Origin of the sequence: Nocardia salmonicida, from assembly GCF_036142455.1 — a bacterium.
GTDB lineage: Bacteria > Actinomycetota > Actinomycetes > Mycobacteriales > Mycobacteriaceae > Nocardia > Nocardia salmonicida.
Genome location: NZ_CP108014.1, coordinates 1,377,843 through 1,396,478 on the forward strand (window position 1 = coordinate 1,377,843; position 18,636 = coordinate 1,396,478).

The following is an 18,636-nucleotide window of genomic DNA, read 5'->3' on the forward strand; positions in this document are numbered from 1 at the left end:
TCGTGCGCACCGATCCTCCAGCGGGAACCGGCTCCGGAATTCGGTAGGACTGCTCAGTTTTCAGCATCGCCTAGAGAACGTCGCAGCGGCACCGGGCCGGCGGCGTCACCGAATACCTGCACCACCTCGTAGTCCGGCACGTCGTTCGTCGTCGACGCCGGAATCGGGGACTGTGGTCCGGGCTGTTGTTGCCTGTAAGGCGAGGTGGGTGCCTTCCCAGCGGCTGCGTAGTCGCCGGTCGTGGCTGACGACCACGATGGCTCCCGGGAAATGGGCGAGCGCGGTTTCCAACTCCTCGACCAGACCTGGCGACAGGTGGTTGGTCGGCTCGTCGAGGAGCAGCACGTCGACGGGTTCGGTGACCAAGCGCGCCAAGGCGAGGCGCTGGCGCTGGCCGGTGGACAGGTCCTCGACACGCGTCGTGAACTGGGAGACGTCGAACAGGCCGAGTGAGAGCAGTTGGTTGCCGTGGAATTCTGGGTCACCCGGGCGATCACGCGCGAAGGCGACGAACATCATGCGTCCGCGGACGGCCGGCGGTGGTTCCTGTGCGAGGTAGCCGATCTTGCCGGTCCGGGCGACGGTGCCGGTGTCGGGTGCGAGTTGACCGGCCAGCACGCGTAGCAGGGTGGTCTTGCCCGCGCCGTTCGGGCCGGTGATCAGCAGGCGGTCGCCCGCGGCGAGCGTCACGCTGATCGGGGCGAGTCTGCCCGCGACGGAGATGTCGGTGGCCTCGAGCCCGGTCCCCTCTCCGCCTGCGGTCGCCAGGGTGGGAGCGAATCGAAGGGGTTGCGGCGGTGCCGGCACCGGGTTGGCGAGCAGGCGGCGCAGCCGTTCCTGCGCGTTGCGGACCCGGCTGGCCACTGATTGCTGCACCCGACCACCCGCTCGGCCGTAGGCCATCTTGTTGTTGTCGGCCATCGCCCGACCCGGTGCGACCCTGCGGGCGGTGGTGTCGACGGCCTCACGGAATCGTGCGGTATCGGCCAGCCATTGCGCGTGCGCCTGCTCCCATCGCGCTCGCTCGGCAGCCTTTTCCGCCAGGAATCCTGGGTAACCGTCGCTGTAGCGGACGACGCGCTGCCGGTCCGCGTCGACCTCCAGCAGGCTGGTTGTCACCCGTTCGAGGAACGCCCGGTCATGGGAAACCGCCACCGTCGTGCCGCGCCGGGCGATCAGGTGGTCTTCGAGCCAGGTCAGGGCGACGTCGTCGAGGTGGTTGGTCGGTTCGTCCAGCAACAGCAGTTCCGGAGCGGCCGCCAGCACCGCGGCCAGGCGCAGTCGGACCTGCTCGCCGCCCGAGAGCTCGCCGATCGTGCGGTCGCGATCTACCAGGCTCAATCCCAGTCCGTGGAAAGCCTGTTCCACTCGCGCGTCGGCGTCATAACCGCCGTGAAGTTCGAAAAGTAGTGTCAGATCACCGTATTCGTCGATTCCGGACTCGTCGCCGTCGGCCATCGCGATCTCGAGGCGGCGCATCTGGGCTTCGACCGCTCGGAGCTCGGTGAGGGCTCGGTCGATGAGCTGCTGCACAGTGAGGTGCTGGGGGAGCTGCTCGTCTTGCGCGAGGTAGCCGACGCCACCCTCGGCGTGAACGATGATCTCGCCGCTGTCGGGCTGCACCCGCCCGGCGAACAACCGCAGCAGGGTGGTCTTGCCGGAGCCGTTTTCGCCGATGATCCCGGTGCGCTCGCCGACGTCGAGCGAACATGTCACATCCGTGAGAACGGGATCGCCGTCGAACGACTTACTGACCGCGAGCGCGGTGATCTGGGTTGGCATGGCACTCTCCGAAGCATTCGAGGACGACGCGGTCAGGGGACTGCGTGGCCGGGTGAAAAGCTCGGAAGAACAATCGGGCAACCTCGCTCGCGTACGACAACTGTCGCACCACGGTAGCAAGACGACGATGGCCTGATCACGGCGAACCCAAAAGGTTGCGAGTGCTCGCTATCTAAGTTAGCGTGCAGGGAATCTATGACGGAGGTCACATGAACGCTCACCTCTTCGACGTGATCATCAGCGGTGGCACGGTGTACGACGGGAGTGGCAGCCCCGGCGTTGTGCGCCACGTGGGGATTCGCGACGGTGTCGTCTGTGCCCTCTCCGCGGAACCGCTCGATTCCTCCGCTGCCGGGGAAGTGATCGATGCGACAGGCCAGTGGGTGATGCCCGGCTTCGTGGACGTCCACACCCATTACGACGCCGAGGTTCTCGTCAGCCCCGGGCTCAAAGAGTCTGTCCGACACGGTGTTACCACAGTCATGCTCGGCAACTGCTCGCTGTCGACCATCTACAGCACCGCCGTGGACATCGCCGATCTGTTCTCACGCGTGGAGGCGTTGCCGCGAGATCACGTCCTCAAAGCTGTCGATACCGCGAAAACATGGTCCGGGCCGCAGGAGTACATCGAATCCCTCGAGCGTCTGCCGCTGGGACCGAATGTCGCCTTGCTCGTGGGGCACTCCGACTTGCGGGCGCATGTCATGGGACTCGATCGGTCGACCGATCGTCGCCAGAAGCCCACCGGTGCGGAATCTCGGGCGATGGCCGAGGCATTGAGCGAAGCCCTGGACGCGGGAATGCTCGGTATGTCGACGATGACCAATCCATGGGACAAGCTGGACGGTGATCGATATCGTTCGAGGTCGCTGCCGTCGGCTTACGCCAGATGGAGCGAGTTCCGTCGGTTGCACAAGATCCTGCGCAAGCGAGGACGACTGTTGCAGAGCATCCCGAATCTCAACACCAAATACGACATGATCTTCTTCCTCGGTGCCGCAACAGGTCTCGGACGCAAGTCGTTGAAGGTGTCGTTGTTGGCCGCGGCCGACCCCAAGGCGTCGCCGTGGATCCATCAGATATTCGGACCGATCGCGGCCGCTGTCAACGGCCCGGGCCGAGGTCAGTTCCGATGGCAGCATCTGCCCACGCCGTTCGACGTCTACTCCGACGGCATCGACCTCGTGGTGTTCGAAGAATTCGGCTCCGGCCGGGCGGCATTGCACCTACGCGACGAATTGGAGCGCAACGAACTTCTGTCCGACGAAGCGTATCGACGATGGTTCCGCGCCGACTTCGAAAAGAAGTTCAGCTCACGGGTCTGGCACCGCGACTTCGCGGATGTGCAGATAACCGAGTGTCCCGACGGTTCGCTCGTGGGCAAGACGGTCGCCGATATCGCGAAATCTCGTGATATCCACGTCGTCGATGCCTTCCTCGATCTGGTGGTCGAGCATGGACGCGCATTGCGCTGGCACACCACCATCGCCAACTATCGGCCCCGAACCATGGACCGACTGATCAACGCGCCCGGAGTAACCGTCGGATTCTCCGACGCGGGTGCGCATCTGCGCAATATGGCGTTCTACAACTTCGGTATCCGGCTGCTCCATCGTGTGAACAGTGCGCGAGGTGCACGGAATCCGTTCATGAGCGTGGAGAAGGCGGTGCACAAGCTCACCGGTGAGCTCGGCGATTTCTACGGCGTCGACGCCGGGCATCTGCGGCTCGGTGGACGTGCCGATGTGGTGATCATCGATCCCGCGGGCCTCGATGACGACGTCACCGCCTATCGCGAGGAGATCATGCCCGAGTTCGGCGGCCTCAGCCGCATGGTCAACCGCAATGATCGAGCGGTGACGGCGACGTTGATAGCCGGCAAGATCGCCTATCGACAGGGGCAGTTCGCGCCGTGGTTCGGCGTGTCCGAACGTGCCGGTCGATACCTGCGGGCCGGCGCCGACGACTCCATCGCCGTCACGGCGAACACATGAGTCGAACCCAGCAGCAACGCCGCACCGAAACCATCGGCAATCTGATCGACGCCACTATCGATTCGCTGTGCGAAAAAGGTTATGCCGCAACGACAGTCAGTGAGATTGTCGCGCGGGCAGGAGTGTCCTCCGGGGCGCTGTTCCGCCATTTCCCCACGCGACTCGACCTTTTGGTCGCAGCAGCAGAAGAAGTCCGTTCTCGGCAGTTCACCGAATTCCGCGCCGGACTGAGCCGACTCGGCACCGATTCCATCGACCACTGCCTCACACTGCTGCGAGCGGCATGCCGTGCCCCGATCAACGGGGCGTGGTACGAGCTACTCATCGCCGCTCGCAGCGACCCCGCGCTCCGGGAACGGCTGACTCCGTTCACCATTCAGTACCACGAGCAGATCGCACAGTTGGCGAGGACATTGCCGTTCGCGGCCACCATCGCTGCGGAGCGCTTGGATACCGTCATCTTCAGCGTGGTCTACCTCCTCGACGGAGAAGCCCTCGCCGCCGTGGTCCATCCTGACCCCGAGCAAGACGAGCTGCGGCTCACGGTGATCGCGAATCTGCTCCGGGCCGAGGCCGCGAATCAGGAATTCGTCAGCGCGTGACACGGTGGACAGTGCGAACCGATGGCGCCACGATCGCGGTATTCGAATACGGGAATCCGGACGCCGAGAACACCGTGCTGCTCGTGCACGGGTACCCGGATGATCATCGACTGTTCCTGCCGTTGATCGATGCTCTCGGCGATCGGGTGCGAATCATCGCCTACGACACGCGAGGCGGCGGCGATACCGTGGTCGACGATCCCGACTCCCTGCGCTCGTTCACCCTGCCGCGACTGGCCGAAGATGTCTTCGCCGTGGTGGATTCGATTCCGGCCCAACGAACTCCGATCCACGTCTTTGCCCACGACTGGGGTTCTGTGCAGATGTGGGAGGCGATGTCCGCACCTCGCGCGGCATCGACCTTCGCCTCGTATACCTCAGTCTCCGGGCCGAGCCTGGATCATCTACGTCGGCTGGCGAGGGCCCGCGCTGTCGTGCTGTCCCGCTGGCCATCGGTGATTTCGCAGCTCGCGCGTTCCTGGTATATCTGGGGCTTCCATGTTCCCGTTCTTTCGCGGCGTATCCCCACACTGCTCGCGGCTGCCGGGTACTTCGAGGATGCGCCGCCGCTATCACCGGAGAATCAGCGACGGGGCATCGCGCTGTATCGCGCGAACGTAGTCGCACGGCTTGTCGGTGGGCCCGCAGCGGTCTGCAACGTCCCCACTACGATCGTGGCCCCACGCCGGGATCGATTCCTGGCTCCAGATCTCACTGACGCTGTGCACGATTGGGTCAGTGACGTCGAGGTCGTCGCTGTGGATGCGGGACATTGGTGGCCCTACTCCCACCCGTGCGAAGCGGCGCAATTGCTGCTGTCGCGCATGTGAGGCCCGCTCGGGGAATCTTTCGTCCTATCGCCGCCGTCACGGTCTGGTACGGATCCTGCCGGTCCTGGAATCGATGCTTGCGGGATTATTGCGAGACTGCGGAAGGGTGCTCGAGCGGTCGCCTCTCATGCCGACCGAATTGGTCGTAGTCCCATTTCGGCTGGGGTATTTTCGCGCCATGCCGCTGGACCGAAGGTCGATTTGCTGAAGGTGTGCTGTGTGTATCCTTTGCGCGTCCTGGTCGACAGAGACGAGCGGGCGACCGTTCATCTCATGAGGGTCGGAGGTTTGTGCACACATGGTTCGGCATCGCTCGGTTCCGCGTCCGAAGGTACTCACGCCCGACGCTGCAACATCGCATTTCCTTCCCGTGCTGCTCGATGCGTCGAGCCCGGAAGGACTGCGTGATCTGGAAGCGTTGGCAGCGTCGAGTTCTGTGAGTGCCGTACACGACACGATCGAAGATCAGCTCGACGAACTGATCCGCTGCGAGGAGCCTGCGGTCGCGCATTCGACGGGTTCGCTGGCGGCGGCGCGTCGTCGGATCTGTGGTGGGACTGCGCTGTGGCAGTGGGGAACGTGGGTGTTCTATCCGTGGAACGGCCGGTTGGTACATGTGCTGCCGCGCGAGGGTTTCCAGCGGGTGCGGACCGATCGGAATCGCAACAAGATCGACCGAGCGCAGCAGCGAGACCTGCGCGAGCGGCGGATCGGGGTGGTCGGGCTGTCGGTGGGCAACAGTGCGGCAGTGACGCTGGCGATGGAAGGGGTCGGCGGATCGTTCCGATTGGCCGACTTCGACAACCTCGGGCTGTCGAATCTGAACCGGCTGCGGGCCGGGGTGGGTGATCTCGGGGTTTCCAAGGCTGTGCTGGCGGCGCGTCAGATGTTCGAGATCGACCCCTACCTCGACATCGAGGTGTTCACGGACGGGTTGACCGAGGAATCGATCGGACCGTTCTTCGACGGCGTGGGCGGCACCCGGCCGCTGGACCTGGTGGTGGAGGAATGCGACACGGTCTGGGCGAAAGTCGCTGTCCGTGAGTACGCGCGGCGCCGAGCCGTCCCGGTACTGATGGACACCAACGATCGCGGCTTACTGGATGTGGAGCGTTTCGATCGCGAACCCCATCGCCCGCTGTTCCACGGCCGCACCGGCGGGTCGACCTCCGCCGATGTCGCGAGGATGAACCGGGGCGAGCGGCTGTCGTTTCTGCTGGCAGTGGTCGACGAGCCGCGGCTGAGTCCGGCGATGCGCGACGCTGTCGGTGAGATCGACCGGAGCCTGTCCAGCTGGCCTCAACTCGCCTCCGGGGTGATGCTCGGCGGCGCCTTGGTGGCGGACACGGCTCGCCGGATCCTGCTCGGCGAGCTGATCCCGTCGGGGCGAACCTATGTCGACCTCGACGAGCTCATACCCGCGGTAGGTCAACGGGTTACTCCGGCATGCGTGCGGGCGATGGAGGAAGTCCGTTGACGATCGACCTGCGCAACGTGGAACTCGTCGGTGCGCGGCTGCGGTTGCGTGATCTGCGTGCCGGTGATCTCGGCGTCTATCAGCGGATTTTCACCGACCCGCGCCTGACCCGATATATGGGCACCGACAGCATGGGTGTCCGGGAGGCCGCGACATCGTTCGATGCCGCCCTGCGCTCCCGCGGCGAGAGTCCGCGGCGCAGGTACACGCTGGCGATCACGGCACCGGGCGAGGACACCATGGTCGGCACCATCGGTCTGCTGGTAGAGGATTTCGGCAGCAACGCGATGATCGGCGGTCTGGTCGTGGTTCCGGAAGGGGCGCTGCGGGCAGGTGGTATCGAGGCGGGGCGGCTCTTGGCGGCATTCGCCTTCGGGCCGCTCGGGATTCACCGGGTATGGGCGGGGCATCGGCACGATCATCCGGTGATGGACACGGTGATGTCGGGAGTGGGCTTGACGCCGGAGGCGCGGTTGCGGCAGCTCTACCGAACCCAGGGTCGGTGGCGCGATGTGTGTACCTATGCGGCTTTGCGGCCGGAATGGGCTGCGACGGCGACACCCGCCGAACGTCGAATCCTGACGTTACGGCCTACCGCGGCAAAGGAACACGTCATCGTGGGTCGGTGAAGTCGGTGTGCAATCCCTACCGAATCGGGCTCCGGGCGCGCCGGAGCGCGATAACATCGCCGACTACGAACCCACGCAAGCGCTTTGCCTGAATTTCCACCACCCGAAACGCGTAGCGGCCGGCGACGGGAGGGGCTCCACCGCCGGCGAGAATCCGAAGTAGAGATCACAAATGGCAGTGCTGATCGACTCCGACTTCTTCACGCCGGCGGACCGGCGGGAGGCGGTCACCGCAATCCTGCAGGAAGCCGAAATCGGGGCGAACCTGCAGATGTTGGATTCGCCGGCCGAGGTGGTCAGCCGACATCAGGCCTGGATGCTGGGTCCGATCGCGCTGACCCGCTCGGAGGTATCCGGTCACCAGGTCTGCCGAACCAGTCGCCATGAGCGAGCCACGCCCAGCGACACGTTGACGGTTACCGTTCAGAACGGACAGGTCCGCAAGCACGAACAGTTCGGTGCGCAAACGCTGATCGAACCCGGCGCCTGCGAAGTGATCGATTTGGCCACCGCGTTCGCCTCCGGCTGGCACGGTCTCGGCGGAACGTTGTGCCTGCAGCTGTCCAGGGAGCGCCTCGGCATTTCCGCGGAGACGGTCGTCGCGGCTCATGGGCGGCTGGCGGCATCGCCGCTGTACCCGATGGTCACGGCGCAGATCCAGCATCTCGTCGGGATCGCCGACCAGCTCGAAGCTGATCCGGCCGCCGCCTCTGTGGGTGAGTCGTGTCTGGAAATGGTTCGGGCACTATTGATCTCGGCGGCGGGCCGCGGGCCGGGTGACGGAGCCGCCATACCTGAGCAACTGCTGATCGAGCAGATCCTCGGTTATGTGCGGACAAACCTGTCCGATTCGACCTTGAAGATCCCCGGTATCGCCGCCGCCAACAACATCTCCGTGCGGCACCTGTACAAGGTATGCGCGCAGTCGGGTATCAGCCTCGAGCAGTGGATCATCGAACAACGCCTGGTCCGGGCCCGTGACATGTTGATCGACATCGGCTACGCGCACCGGTCCATCGCGTCGGTGGCCGGCGCCGTGGGTTTCCGCGATGCCGCCCACTTCGCCCGGCGATTCCGCGAAGCATTCGGCATGACACCTCGTGACTGGCGCCGCAGCGCCACCGCTGCGGACAACCCACCGAAATAGCCGGGAGTTGTGCGCCCGACGGCGCGCAAATTTTGTGCGTGCACAGTCAGCTGCCGTGCAGTCACAGTCTCCTTCGAAGGCCGATTCACCGATATCTTTCGAATGTGGCTGCGCGAGACCACATCAGCAGTACGAGTGTTCGCCCACGGGGCACTCGCACCGATGGGGTCCGTGCTGAGGGCATCGAGAGAGAGGGGAGACCATGTCCACGACGATCGGCAAAGCTATTCGGGCGGCGAGGATGGCCTCCGGATTCACCCAGGCGGAGTTGGCCGACTGGATCGGAATCGCGGACGGAAACCAGATCAGCCGTTGGGAACGTGATGTGGTGACACCCAGTGCAAACAATGTCGGCGAATTATCGCGAGTTCTGGGAGTGCGGCTCGGCAACTCGGTCGGAGATGCAGTGTCGTGCTGATCTGAAAACCGTTGTGTCGGCTCGATGCAGGTCGAGCCGACACAACGGGCTACGAAACTACCTGGGAGCTCAGGTAGTTCAGGAGGATTTGGACGTCGTCGCGGTAGTCGATATGGGCGTCGGAGGCGTAGAAGTTGGCAACGTCCACGCCTTGGCGGCCCAGCTGGACGAGCTCGTCGACGGTGTCGGGGTCGGTGATGCTGAGCAGGGTTCGGGTGGTTGCGTGGAGGTCTGCTCGGATGCTCGCGGCGAGGGGGCCGAGTACTGAGCCGGTGAGGTCGGCGCCGGTGGCGGCCAGGGTCGCCAGGTCTGCGGCGGCGGCGAGTGGGTCGTTGCGATCGAGGGATTCGACCGCACGCCACAGGATTTCCTGAATTCGGCCGACACTGTCGGCGATGCTCAGGAAATCGATATCCATGAGAGCGTCGGCGATCACGCTGAGGCCTGCGGTCCGACCAGAGGGGTCGACGGCGGCGGCTGCGCGGATGACCTGGGCGACCAGGACTCGGTCTACACCCGCGGCGGCCTGAACCAACGGGGCAAGGGCCACGTTGACCGCACGCGCGCTCCGGTGCGCACCGCGAATGTCACCGGCCGCGAGGAACTCCGGGAGGCGTGTGAGGTTGTCGAGAATGGTGGGCAGGTTCGCCGCGGTGGCTGTCCAGCCGGCGCCCATGGTGACGGCTTGAGTGATCAGGCTGCTGGGATCGGTCGTAGCGGGGACGAGGTTCGCGATCGGTGTGGGATCACCGCTCAGAACCCTGCCCAACACGGCGAGGAACGGGGAGGTGGCGGCATCGAGGGAGCAGTACAGGTCGCCGTCGGCACACAGGGTGCGAACTCGCTCGGTCAACGCACCGAAATCCCGGCTCCGTGTTCCGGCGATGCCGCGACCGGGCTGCGTATTTCCCAGGGAGAGTGTGGTATCCGGGTCGCGATGCGGATCCGACAGTAGCCCGACCCCGACCACGCGATCGGCACCGATGGGACCGTCGCCATTGCCGATCTCGGTGGCGAGATCGCCGATGCCGTCCGCGCCCTGGCTGTAGCCGGCGAGGATGACCCGCGTCGAGCCGCACAGGCCACGCAGCATCTGGCCCAAGCGGGATTCCAGGGTGCTCAGGGACTCCGCGTAGGTCAGACCCTGGTCGAAAGCGCTTGCGGCATAAGGGGTGTAGAGGATAGTGATGTCGCGACCGAACTGCCGTTGCAGTCCGTCGCCGACGGGTCCGAGCATGCCGACGGGCACCTCGGGATCGGCGCCCGGCGTGGTCTCCCAGGTCCCCGGCCCGAAAATTGCGGTGTACGGGGTGCAGGGCTGCGCGCCAGGCGATTCCGCTCCTGCGATGCCGACCGCCGCAGTCCCGGCCGCGACGACGGCGGCAACCAATGTCGCCGCGGCGGATCTCGACAACCTGTTCATCGTCCAATACCTCTGTTGCCGAAGGGGATTCGAGACGGTACGGCAGGTGCTGAATCGTGTCGAACCGTCGGGGCCAATTCTCGCCACTCGCCATCGGTTTCGTAGACACTTTCAGACACATTTTCATTTCAGATTAGGTGTCGGAGGCACCGTGACGCGCGGTGGCGTGGTCGAGTCATCGAAAGTCGTGTTGGCCGAGGTGCCGCGTCAGCGGCTTCGCTTCATCAACAAAGTGACGTCCCGTTCTGGAATCGTGCAACCGCTGTAGCGGCTTGTCGGATGTTGACACGGCACTTCCCGAGACTTTATGTTAATCACAATTCTCGCAGGTGTGGGCTGTGTGAGAAACCTGTCCGGAGACATCCTGAGCCGGTGCCGCCCTGCTTATCCCCTCGGAGCTCCGCGCTCAGGAGGCCTGACCCCGTTCGAGGAGAAACATGTCCGAGCAAGACGCGATCGATGCTGGTGCCGTTCTCACGTGGACCGAGCTGACAGCGCTGACCACCTGGATGGATACCCGTGGCCTCGGATCGGGGCCGCTGGTGTCGGTCGAGCCGGTGACCGGCGGGACCCAGAACGTGATGGTCCGATTCGAGCGCGAAGACCGCGGCTACATCCTGCGTCGCGGTCCGCGCCACCTCCGTCCGCGCAGCAACGATGTCATCCGGCGCGAGTTCACCGTCCTGGATGCCCTGGCGAAAACCGATGTCCCGCATGCGGGTTCGATCGCCGCGTGTGGCGACGAGTCGGTCCTCGGTGGCGCGGTCTTCTATCTCATGGAACCGGTCGCCGGGTTCAATGCCGGGGTCGAACTGCCCGACCTGCACGCGAGCGACGTCGCCGTGCGTCGAGAAATGTGCTTCAGCCTCATCGACGCGCAGGCCAGGCTCGGTGCGGTCGACCACATCGCGGTCGGGCTCGGCGATCTCGGTCGACCGGACGGTTTCCTCGAACGTCAGGTGCCTCGATGGCTCGCCGAACTCGACTCCTACTCGGCGTTCGCGGAATATCCGGGCCCGGCTATCGGGTCGGTCGCCGAGGTCGCGCGCTGGCTCGACGAGCACCGACCCACGTCGTATTCACCGGGCATCCTGCATGGCGACTTCCATGCGTCGAATGTGATGTTCTCCCGGAACGGGCCCGACGTAGTGGCCGTGGTCGATTGGGAGATGTGCACGATCGGTGACCCGCTGCTCGACCTCGGTTGGCTCCTGGCGACCTGGCAGCTACCCGGTGCGCCGAACGAGTTCGCCGGCGAATTGACCCGGATGGGCGGCCTGCCCACGGCACGAGAACTGGTCGCCCGCTACGCCGAGCAGTCCGATCGTGATGTCGCGGCGATCGATTGGTACACCGTGCTGGCCTGTTTCAAACTCGGCATCGTGCTCGAGGGCAGCTATGCCAGGGCGCTGGCGGGCAAGGCGCCGATGAGTCTCGGTGAGCGACTGCATATGACAACTCTGCGCCTGTTCGAACGTGCGCAATCCTTGATGAGTGGAGAGTGATGATCGACTTCGAGATCCCTGCCGAGCTTGCTGAACTGGGTGCCCGGGTACGGAGGTTCGTCGAAACCGAGGTTGTTCCGTACGAACGCGACCCCCGCGTCACCTCGCACGGTCCGACCGACGAGCTGCGCAGTGAGCTGGTAGCGAAGGCGAAGGCAGCCGGTCTGCTGACCATCCAGCAGCGGCCCGAGGGAATGTCGCATCTGGAGCAGGCGGTGGTCTTCGAAGCCGCCGGTTGGTCGACGCTCGGTCCGGTCGCGATGAACTGCGCCGCGCCCGACGAGGGCAACATGTTCCTGCTCTCGAAGGTCGCCTCTCCCGAGCAGGCCGCCGAGTACCTGCAGCCCGTCATCGACGGCACGCGGCGTTCGGTGTTCGCGATGACCGAACCCGATGGCGCGGGTTCGGATCCCAGCCAGTTGACGACGAGGGCGGTCCGCGACGGCGGCAAGTTCGTGATCAACGGCCGTAAGTGGCTGATCACCGGCGCGATCAACGCCGACACCTGGATCATCATGGCCGATGTTCCCGATGAAGGCGCGACGCTGTTCCTGTGTCACGGGAATACGCCGGGCATCGTCATCGAGCGAGTCATGAACACGATGGATCGCAATTATGTCGAAGGGCATTGCGTGGTCAGGTTCGAAGATCTCGTGTTGCCGGAGTCGGCGATCCTCGGCTCGGTCGGCGAAGCGTTCCGCTACGCGCAGCTGCGGCTGGCCCCGGCGCGCCTCACGCACTGCATGCGCTGGCTCGGCGCGGCTTCCCGTGCGCAGGCGATCGCCATCGAACACGCGAAGACCCGCACGTCGTTCGGCAAGCCGATCGGTGAGCACCAGGGTGTCGGTTTCATGTTGGCCGACAACGAGATCGCGCTGCAGCAATGCCGACTGATGATCTGGTGGGCTTGCTGGACTCTGGACAAGGGCGGCAAGGGCCGCCACGAGTCCTCGATGGTGAAGTCGATGGTCTCCGAGGAACTGTTCAAGGTCGCCGATCGCTGCGTGCAGGTACTCGGCGGAATCGGAATCAGTGACGAGACTCCGGTCTCGGCGATCTTCACCGATATCCGCGCCTTCCGGCTCTACGACGGTCCGACCGAGGTACACAAGTACGCCATCTCACGCCAACTGATGCGAGATGTCGCGAAGTAGAAAAGCAGTCCCGTCGCCGAGCGCCACCGTGTGCGCCCGGCGACGGTGACCGCGTCAGGTGACCAAGCCTTGGGTGCTTTCCGAACGCGGGTCCTTTGACCGTGTGGTCGCTGTCGTCGACTCGACGCCGAGCAGAATTCGGTCGCGGTAGATTCGTAGTGCCGCGATCACGGCGAACAGTGCGGTGAGTGCTCCCAACACCACACGCACTGTGTGCGCGACCTCGATTTCCTGTGCCGTGCGGTGCAATTCGTCGACCGTGTGCAGCGCGCGATCATCGAACAGAATCGTCCACCGCGGCCACAGGTACAGCGTCGACAGCAGGAACAGTCCTGAGACCAGTGAGAGCATCGAGGCGAGCGTCCAGGTTCTCGACGTTTTCGACCAGAGGGTTGCTCCGACAGCGACGACGCCGGTCAGCATCAGGACGGCGCCCAGCGGACGCATCACGCTGCCGACCGAGACGACGGCGGTGAATTCGTCGGCCACGATCAGTGACGCCGGAATGTCGTGAAAGTAGTTCGGGTACAGGAAAACAGTCTCGGAAATCATGGTGCAGAACACCAAGACCGCCAGTGCCGCATACACAGTGGTGGCCGCGAGTGCCGCAGTGAGTTTTCGCAAGGAACGCCCCTTCTGAAGTTCTGCAGTAGACAGTAGGCAGGCTCCGAGTCGATGACATCCGGCGTAAGCCCGGAAGACCACATCAGGGAACTCCCTGACTCCACCGTCGGTAGGAGGTCCATCTGGCCTCCAGGCGTCGGGGCGGGGGAGGCGTCGGAGCCACCGTCCTATTCGTCCCCTCGACGGCCCGGCCGCGGGGTAGGTTTTTAACCACACGTGGTCGAAACTGTTTGCGGCACTGTCGATCACGGGCCGCGAACCCTGGTATTGAGGAGATCGTCATGGAACCGATCGTGCTGGATACGACCGGTGCCGACATCCAAGGTGAGTCGGCACGCATTCAGCAGCGTGGCCCGGTGGCGCTGGTCGAGCTGCCCGGCGGCGTGCCCGCCTGGTCGGTCACCGATCAGGCCGTACTCCGGAGCCTGCTCGCCGATCCTCGGGTCTCGAAGGACCCCAGACAGCACTGGATGTCGTTCATCAACGGCGAGATCACCGAGGCGTGGCCGCTGCTGCCATGGGTGGCCGTAGACAGCATGTTCACCGCCTACGGCGCCGATCACCGCAGGCTGCGCCGACTGGTCGCCCCGGCTTTCAGTCATCGCCGCAGTACCGCGCTGCGTCCGCGGATCGCCGAGATCACCGAGAACCTGCTCGACGCACTGGCGGCCGCCCCTGTCGGCGAGCCGGTAGACCTGCGCGACGGCTTCGCCTACCCGGTTCCGATCCGGGTCATCACCGAATTGGTCGGTGTTCCTGAAGGATTCGGGCCCGCGCTGCACAAGTGCGTGGATGGGTTCTTCGACGGCTCGTTCACCGCCGAGCAGGCGCAGGCCAACTATCTCGAAATGTATGGATTGGTCGGCGAACTCGTTGCCTACCGGCGTGCGCATCCCGGTGACGACGTCACCAGCGTGCTGATCGCCACGCGCGACGAGGACGACTCTCAGCTGTCCGAGAAGGAGCTCGTCGACACCTTGATGCTGGTTATCAACGCCGGCCACGAGACCACGGTCAATTTGCTCGACCAAGCGATCGTCGCCCTGCTCACCCATCCCGAGCAGCGCGCCGCGGTAGCCGCAGGCCAGGTGTCATGGACAGACGTGGTCGAGGAGACACTGCGCTTCCAGGCACCGGTGGCACACCTGCCCCTGCGGTACGCGGTCGAGGATATCGACATCGCCGGGGAGTACCGGATCGCCAAGGGAGAGGCGATCCTGGCCTCCTACGCAGGCGCAAGCCGTGACCCGAAAGTGCACGGCGCCGACACCGCGGAGTTCGACCCCACCCGCGCCACCCGCGAGCAGCACCTCGCGTTCGGCTACGGGGCGCACCACTGCATCGGCGCATCGCTGGCCCGTCTGGAAGCGGCCGTTGCGCTGCCCGCGCTGTTCGATCGGTTTCCACAGATGCGCCTGGCCACCAGCCAGGCCGAGTTGGCGCCGGTACCGAGCTTCATCTCCAACGGACACGCGACTGTTCCGGTGTATCTGCATGCCGACTAGTTCGATTTCGCCGCCTCCGCGTAGACCTACGGAGGCGGCGAGGTGATCGGGCCTGGTTGGCAGCGCTGATCGCTGACACTCTCACACTCGCCGAACAGACCGTGAAACCCACGTGGGTCGGATTCTCGACAAGCTCATGCCGAAGTATCGACGGCAAATTCTCGGCAATGGTTTGTCGATGTCAGGTAGGGGAGCTGGTCCGACGGTCCGATCAGAGGGACGCGCGCACGTCCCTCGTGAAGTGGGGCGGGGCTTGACACGGTGCCGGACACGGCTTTGACTTATTCGGAAACCGGTGTTACCTCCTACGGCAGTGTTCTGAGAGGTCGGCTATGGCCAACACTTGGACAGTCAGCTCGGGACGTCGGCGTGGATCGGTCGCCCGCCGCGGATCCCTCTCGGTACTGGCACTGATCGGTGCGTGCCTGCTCTCCTTGACGACTACCCAGACCGTCTTCGGGCAACCCATGGCAAACCCCTCGGACACCGGATTCGCGATCCCCTTCGCCGGTGCGCCCGCCTACGAATACGTGGCACCGCCGCTGATGACGAGTCCGGAGCAGCTCAACCAGCCGCTCGGTCAGGCACGGGCCGACACGATCGCCGGTCAGATAGGTCTCGACAGAGCCGACGCGCTGACCGAGCAGCAGTATCGCGACCTCAGCACCGGCGGCGGTGTCGGCGGCAGCCGCGAGGCGGGCGAGGTGATCGTCGCCTGCGTCGAAATCCTCACCAATACGGTTGGCCGCCCCCTCTATTCCGAGGTCAACGGGCAGAACACGCCCTCGGTACTGGGCAGCTACGGACTGTATGTGAACCCCGGTGGGCTTTTAGAGAGCCCGGCTAACACGGACGCGCCGACCAGGCAGGTGAACACCTTGCTCGCGCCCGGCGGTTACGTCGGCACCTGGTTGCGCGACAACGGTGCGGTTCGAACCCTGGCCGCGCTCTACCGGTCGGCCTACACGGTGCAGGCTGCCTACGGCTTCGCGGCACAGCAGATTTCGGGCGAGGCTCAACTGGTGCCCAACACCAAGGGGGGCGTGAGCACCGTGGTCGGCATGTCGATGGCCCCGCCGCTGTGGATTGTGAACTTCGCCCTGATCTACATCTTGAACCCGGCCTTGGCGGCCGAGATGCCGGCCTACTGGGCTCCGATACCCGCGCAGGTCGTCGATGCCATCAATGCGAGCCCGACCGGCCAGGTTCCTTTCGGCGACTACGCGGCCTACTTCGGCTGATCGGACCGCCCGGCCGCGGAATGCCGCGGCCGGGCGCATCAGTGGGTCAGGGCTGGCCGCTGACGGCGGCGGTGACGGCGTCGAGGAAGGGCTGGCCGCCCATGGCGTAACCGCCGGCGATGGCGCCGAGGACCAGGCCGACAGGGCCGGTGATGATGCTGAGGAAACCGAAGCCGAGGACTGTGCCGATGAGGCCGCCGAGGATGCCGCCCGCGACGACGCCGACCACGTTGCGGTTGATCTCGTTCGTCAGCTGCGACATGGGGCTGATGGCCTGCATCTCCCCGATCTCGGCGGCGCGCGCCTGCGGGGCGAGGACGAGGTGGTGGCCGTCGTCGGAGATCGTCTGCGCCACCCGCATCTCCTTGCCGGAGATCTGATAGATGAGCGGGATACGGGTGACGACGGCGCCGGAGTCGGCGACGAGGGTCACCGCGGTGTTGTCGTCGGTGGCGGCAAAGGTGCCGCCGGCGACGGTGGTGGTCAGCACCCGGGAGAACTCGGTGAGGGTGGCCTCGTAGCGCACGGACTGGTCGACCCCGGACGTGGTGGCCTGGGGGGTCGGTGCGACCGGCTGCGCGGCGGTGGTTCCCGCGCTGATCCAGACGGTGGCGCCGACAAGGAGCGTGGCAGCAGGGAGGTAACCGAGTTTCATCAGGGAATTCCTTTACGCAGCACGAATAATTGCGCGGCAGAACGGCGTGCCCCTGTGGGGGCCCGAACCATGTTGTCCGCCAGAGAGATCGGGCAGACCCTAGCACCCTTTTCCGGCCGTTGGTCAATCCTGCCGAATTGGGCGGCGGACCAGGATTTCTCATTGTTAAAAGACGTGGATTCACAATTAGACACGTTCGTGTGTGCCGTGTAAGAACTGTCAGCGAGTGGGACGTCTGTCGGGGACGTCCAGCGGATGAGTAGGGACAACGCAGATGGCGCGTCGGAGAAACCTGGCCCTACTCGGCGTGGCCATGGGTGCGGTGTTCGCCCTGGCAGGAGCGTTCTACCTGGTGCTTTCCGTCGTCGTGGGGTTCGCCGCGGAAGAGCCCGGACGGCCTGACAATGCCTCTGCCGCAGAAACTTTGCCGATAGAGGTTTCAGCGACTCAACCAGTGGGAACTAATAATGATTTCTATGGCAGTGTCGCGTCCACATTGACCAAGTCCGCGACGCAGATTCCCTGGGTGGAACTCAGCGTCGGCGATTGTGTGGATTTGAATGCGAATTCGGCCGATATTCGGCACGTTGCGTGCGGTGAAGCCAACTCCCGCTACCGGGTGACGGAATTGGCGTCCACGGGCGGCCGCTGCCCGGGCGATGTCGACCGCGCACAACCTCGGACACTGCCGGGTGGCGTGGACCAGACCGTCTGCCTGGATATCGACTGGACCGTCGGCGAATGCCTCGACCTGGAGGGTGACGCGGTCCGGCATGTGGACTGCGCCGCCGACGTCCCCGGTCGGGTCCGTGTTCTCGAGGTCCGCCGAGACACCACGGATGTGAACGTCTGCACGATCGGCGACCGCGGTGTCGTCTACGACCAGCGTCGCTACGTGGTCTGCGTCAGCACCCGCTGATCCGACGCGATCGGAAGTCGGCCGCCACAGCTGAACTCAGGAAGCGCCGGGATCCGCCGTGAGGCCGGGAAGGATGTAGCGCCGTACGTGCCGCAGCACCGCCACCCTGTCATCGGGGTCGATGGTGTCACCGGGGATCGTGCCCAGGCTGATCAGCACGCGCGCCACCCACTCGGAGACCTGGGCGAGGTCGTGACCGGGATGAATCTCGCCCCGCGCTGCCGCGGCCTCGACGTAGGGACGCCAGAAGGAGGCCAGGTCGGGGATCAGGCCCGAGACGCCCGCGTCGGTGCACAAGGCGAATTCCTCGGGTTCGTCGGTGCGTAGCCGAATGAGCAATGCGCCGGGATCGTCGTAGGCCCCTCTGCCGATGCGCACCCCCGCCGCGAGTTGTTCGCCGAAGGTGTCGATCGCATCGAGTTGTCCCCGCGCATCGGTCCAGAAAGCGTCGGTCAGCCGGACGAGCGCCGCGCCGAGCAGTGTCGTCTTGTCGGGGAAGTGCCGGTAGAGCCAGGCGCGCGAGACTCCGGCCTCCTCGGCGACCTCGCTGACCGTCGTGGCCCGGATTCCCTTGGTTGCCAACAACTTCTGTGCGGCGTGGAGTAACCGATCCACGACCGTCGCCGTCGGGGCTTCGGTCACGCTCCTCGCTTTCCGGGGTCGTCGTTCACGGGGGAGCGACTTCGGGTTTTCCGAAACCCTAGCAAGCAGTGGACAGATCTGAGAATGTG

17 protein-coding genes are annotated in these 18,636 nt (G+C 64.9%); 12 read left to right on the forward strand and 5 right to left on the reverse strand.

The annotated features are described in order from the left end of the window. Nucleotides 1-105 precede the first annotated feature (105 nt). A complete protein-coding gene (locus tag OHS03_RS06595) occupies nt 106-1,782 on the reverse strand; it encodes an ABC-F family ATP-binding cassette domain-containing protein (protein WP_328661600.1) in 1,677 nt (558 codons plus the stop codon). Nucleotides 1,783-1,991: 209 nt separating this feature from the next. Here OHS03_RS06595 and OHS03_RS06600 point away from each other — a divergent pair, with 209 nt between their 5' ends. From OHS03_RS06600 to OHS03_RS06630, 7 genes are all read left to right on the forward strand, one after another. Further along, nucleotides 1,992-3,776 (forward strand): N-acyl-D-amino-acid deacylase family protein, encoded by a 1,785-nt coding sequence (locus OHS03_RS06600; RefSeq protein WP_328661602.1) that lies wholly within the window; start codon nt 1,992-1,994, stop codon nt 3,774-3,776. Then, nucleotides 3,773-4,378, forward strand: coding sequence for a TetR/AcrR family transcriptional regulator (locus OHS03_RS06605; RefSeq protein WP_328661603.1), 606 nt, complete (start codon nt 3,773-3,775; stop codon nt 4,376-4,378). Before OHS03_RS06600 ends, OHS03_RS06605 begins: the two co-directional genes overlap by 4 nt. Next, nucleotides 4,375-5,208 (forward strand): alpha/beta fold hydrolase, encoded by an 834-nt coding sequence (locus OHS03_RS06610; RefSeq protein ID WP_328661605.1) that lies wholly within the window; start codon nt 4,375-4,377, stop codon nt 5,206-5,208. The genes OHS03_RS06605 and OHS03_RS06610 overlap by 4 nt, the downstream gene beginning before the upstream one ends. A 436-nt stretch (nt 5,209-5,644) precedes the next feature. After that, nucleotides 5,645-6,685 carry a ThiF family adenylyltransferase gene (locus OHS03_RS06615; protein WP_328661607.1) on the forward strand — a complete coding sequence of 347 codons (1,041 nt, stop codon included), beginning with the start codon at nt 5,645-5,647 and terminating at the stop codon, nt 6,683-6,685. Beyond that, a complete protein-coding gene (locus OHS03_RS06620) occupies nt 6,682-7,314 on the forward strand; it encodes a GNAT family N-acetyltransferase (RefSeq protein ID WP_328661609.1) in 633 nt (210 codons plus the stop codon). The genes OHS03_RS06615 and OHS03_RS06620 overlap by 4 nt, the downstream gene beginning before the upstream one ends. Nucleotides 7,315-7,486: 172 nt before the next feature. After that, the gene (locus OHS03_RS06625) at nt 7,487-8,461 is read left to right on the forward strand and encodes a helix-turn-helix domain-containing protein (protein WP_056820844.1); all 975 of its coding nucleotides are present in this window, start codon (nt 7,487-7,489) and stop codon (nt 8,459-8,461) included. 202 nt (nt 8,462-8,663) lie between these two features. Continuing rightward, entirely contained in the window at nt 8,664-8,879 is a 216-nt protein-coding gene (locus OHS03_RS06630; protein WP_056820842.1) for a helix-turn-helix domain-containing protein, read from the forward strand. A gap of 49 nt (nt 8,880-8,928) precedes the next feature. On the opposite strand, the gene OHS03_RS06635 is transcribed toward OHS03_RS06630, so the two are convergent. Continuing rightward, entirely contained in the window at nt 8,929-10,302 is a 1,374-nt protein-coding gene (locus OHS03_RS06635) for a cutinase family protein (protein ID WP_328661610.1), read from the reverse strand. Nucleotides 10,303-10,739: 437 nt separating this feature from the next. Here OHS03_RS06635 and OHS03_RS06640 point away from each other — a divergent pair, with 437 nt between their 5' ends. After that, a complete protein-coding gene (locus OHS03_RS06640; RefSeq protein WP_328661611.1) occupies nt 10,740-11,807 on the forward strand; it encodes a phosphotransferase family protein in 1,068 nt (355 codons plus the stop codon). Beyond that, nucleotides 11,807-12,961: an acyl-CoA dehydrogenase family protein gene (locus tag OHS03_RS06645; RefSeq protein ID WP_328661612.1), complete on the forward strand. Its 1,155-nt coding sequence runs from the start codon at nt 11,807-11,809 to the stop codon at nt 12,959-12,961. Before OHS03_RS06640 ends, OHS03_RS06645 begins: the two co-directional genes overlap by 1 nt. Nucleotides 12,962-13,015: 54 nt before the next feature. Here OHS03_RS06645 and OHS03_RS06650 read toward each other — a convergent pair whose 3' ends face one another. Beyond that, entirely contained in the window at nt 13,016-13,585 is a 570-nt protein-coding gene (locus OHS03_RS06650; RefSeq protein WP_328661613.1) for a hypothetical protein, read from the reverse strand. Between the two features lie 281 nt (nt 13,586-13,866). Here OHS03_RS06650 and OHS03_RS06655 point away from each other — a divergent pair, with 281 nt between their 5' ends. Together OHS03_RS06655 and OHS03_RS06660 are read left to right on the forward strand one after the other, a co-directional pair. Then, nucleotides 13,867-15,090 (forward strand): cytochrome P450 family protein, encoded by a 1,224-nt coding sequence (locus OHS03_RS06655; protein ID WP_328661614.1) that lies wholly within the window; start codon nt 13,867-13,869, stop codon nt 15,088-15,090. A gap of 332 nt (nt 15,091-15,422) precedes the next feature. Continuing rightward, nucleotides 15,423-16,331 (forward strand): hypothetical protein, encoded by a 909-nt coding sequence (locus tag OHS03_RS06660; RefSeq protein ID WP_328661615.1) that lies wholly within the window; start codon nt 15,423-15,425, stop codon nt 16,329-16,331. Nucleotides 16,332-16,377: 46 nt separating this feature from the next. On the opposite strand, the gene OHS03_RS06665 is transcribed toward OHS03_RS06660, so the two are convergent. Then, nucleotides 16,378-16,986 carry a DUF8020 domain-containing protein gene (locus tag OHS03_RS06665; protein ID WP_328661616.1) on the reverse strand — a complete coding sequence of 203 codons (609 nt, stop codon included), beginning with the start codon at nt 16,984-16,986 and terminating at the stop codon, nt 16,378-16,380. Between the two features lie 313 nt (nt 16,987-17,299). Between OHS03_RS06665 and OHS03_RS06670 the strand changes: the two genes are divergently transcribed. After that, entirely contained in the window at nt 17,300-17,905 is a 606-nt protein-coding gene (locus OHS03_RS06670; RefSeq protein ID WP_442942371.1) for an LppU/SCO3897 family protein, read from the forward strand. Between the two features lie 36 nt (nt 17,906-17,941). Here OHS03_RS06670 and OHS03_RS06675 read toward each other — a convergent pair whose 3' ends face one another. Further along, a complete protein-coding gene (locus OHS03_RS06675; protein WP_328661618.1) occupies nt 17,942-18,547 on the reverse strand; it encodes a TetR/AcrR family transcriptional regulator in 606 nt (201 codons plus the stop codon). Nucleotides 18,548-18,636: the final 89 nt, after the last annotated feature.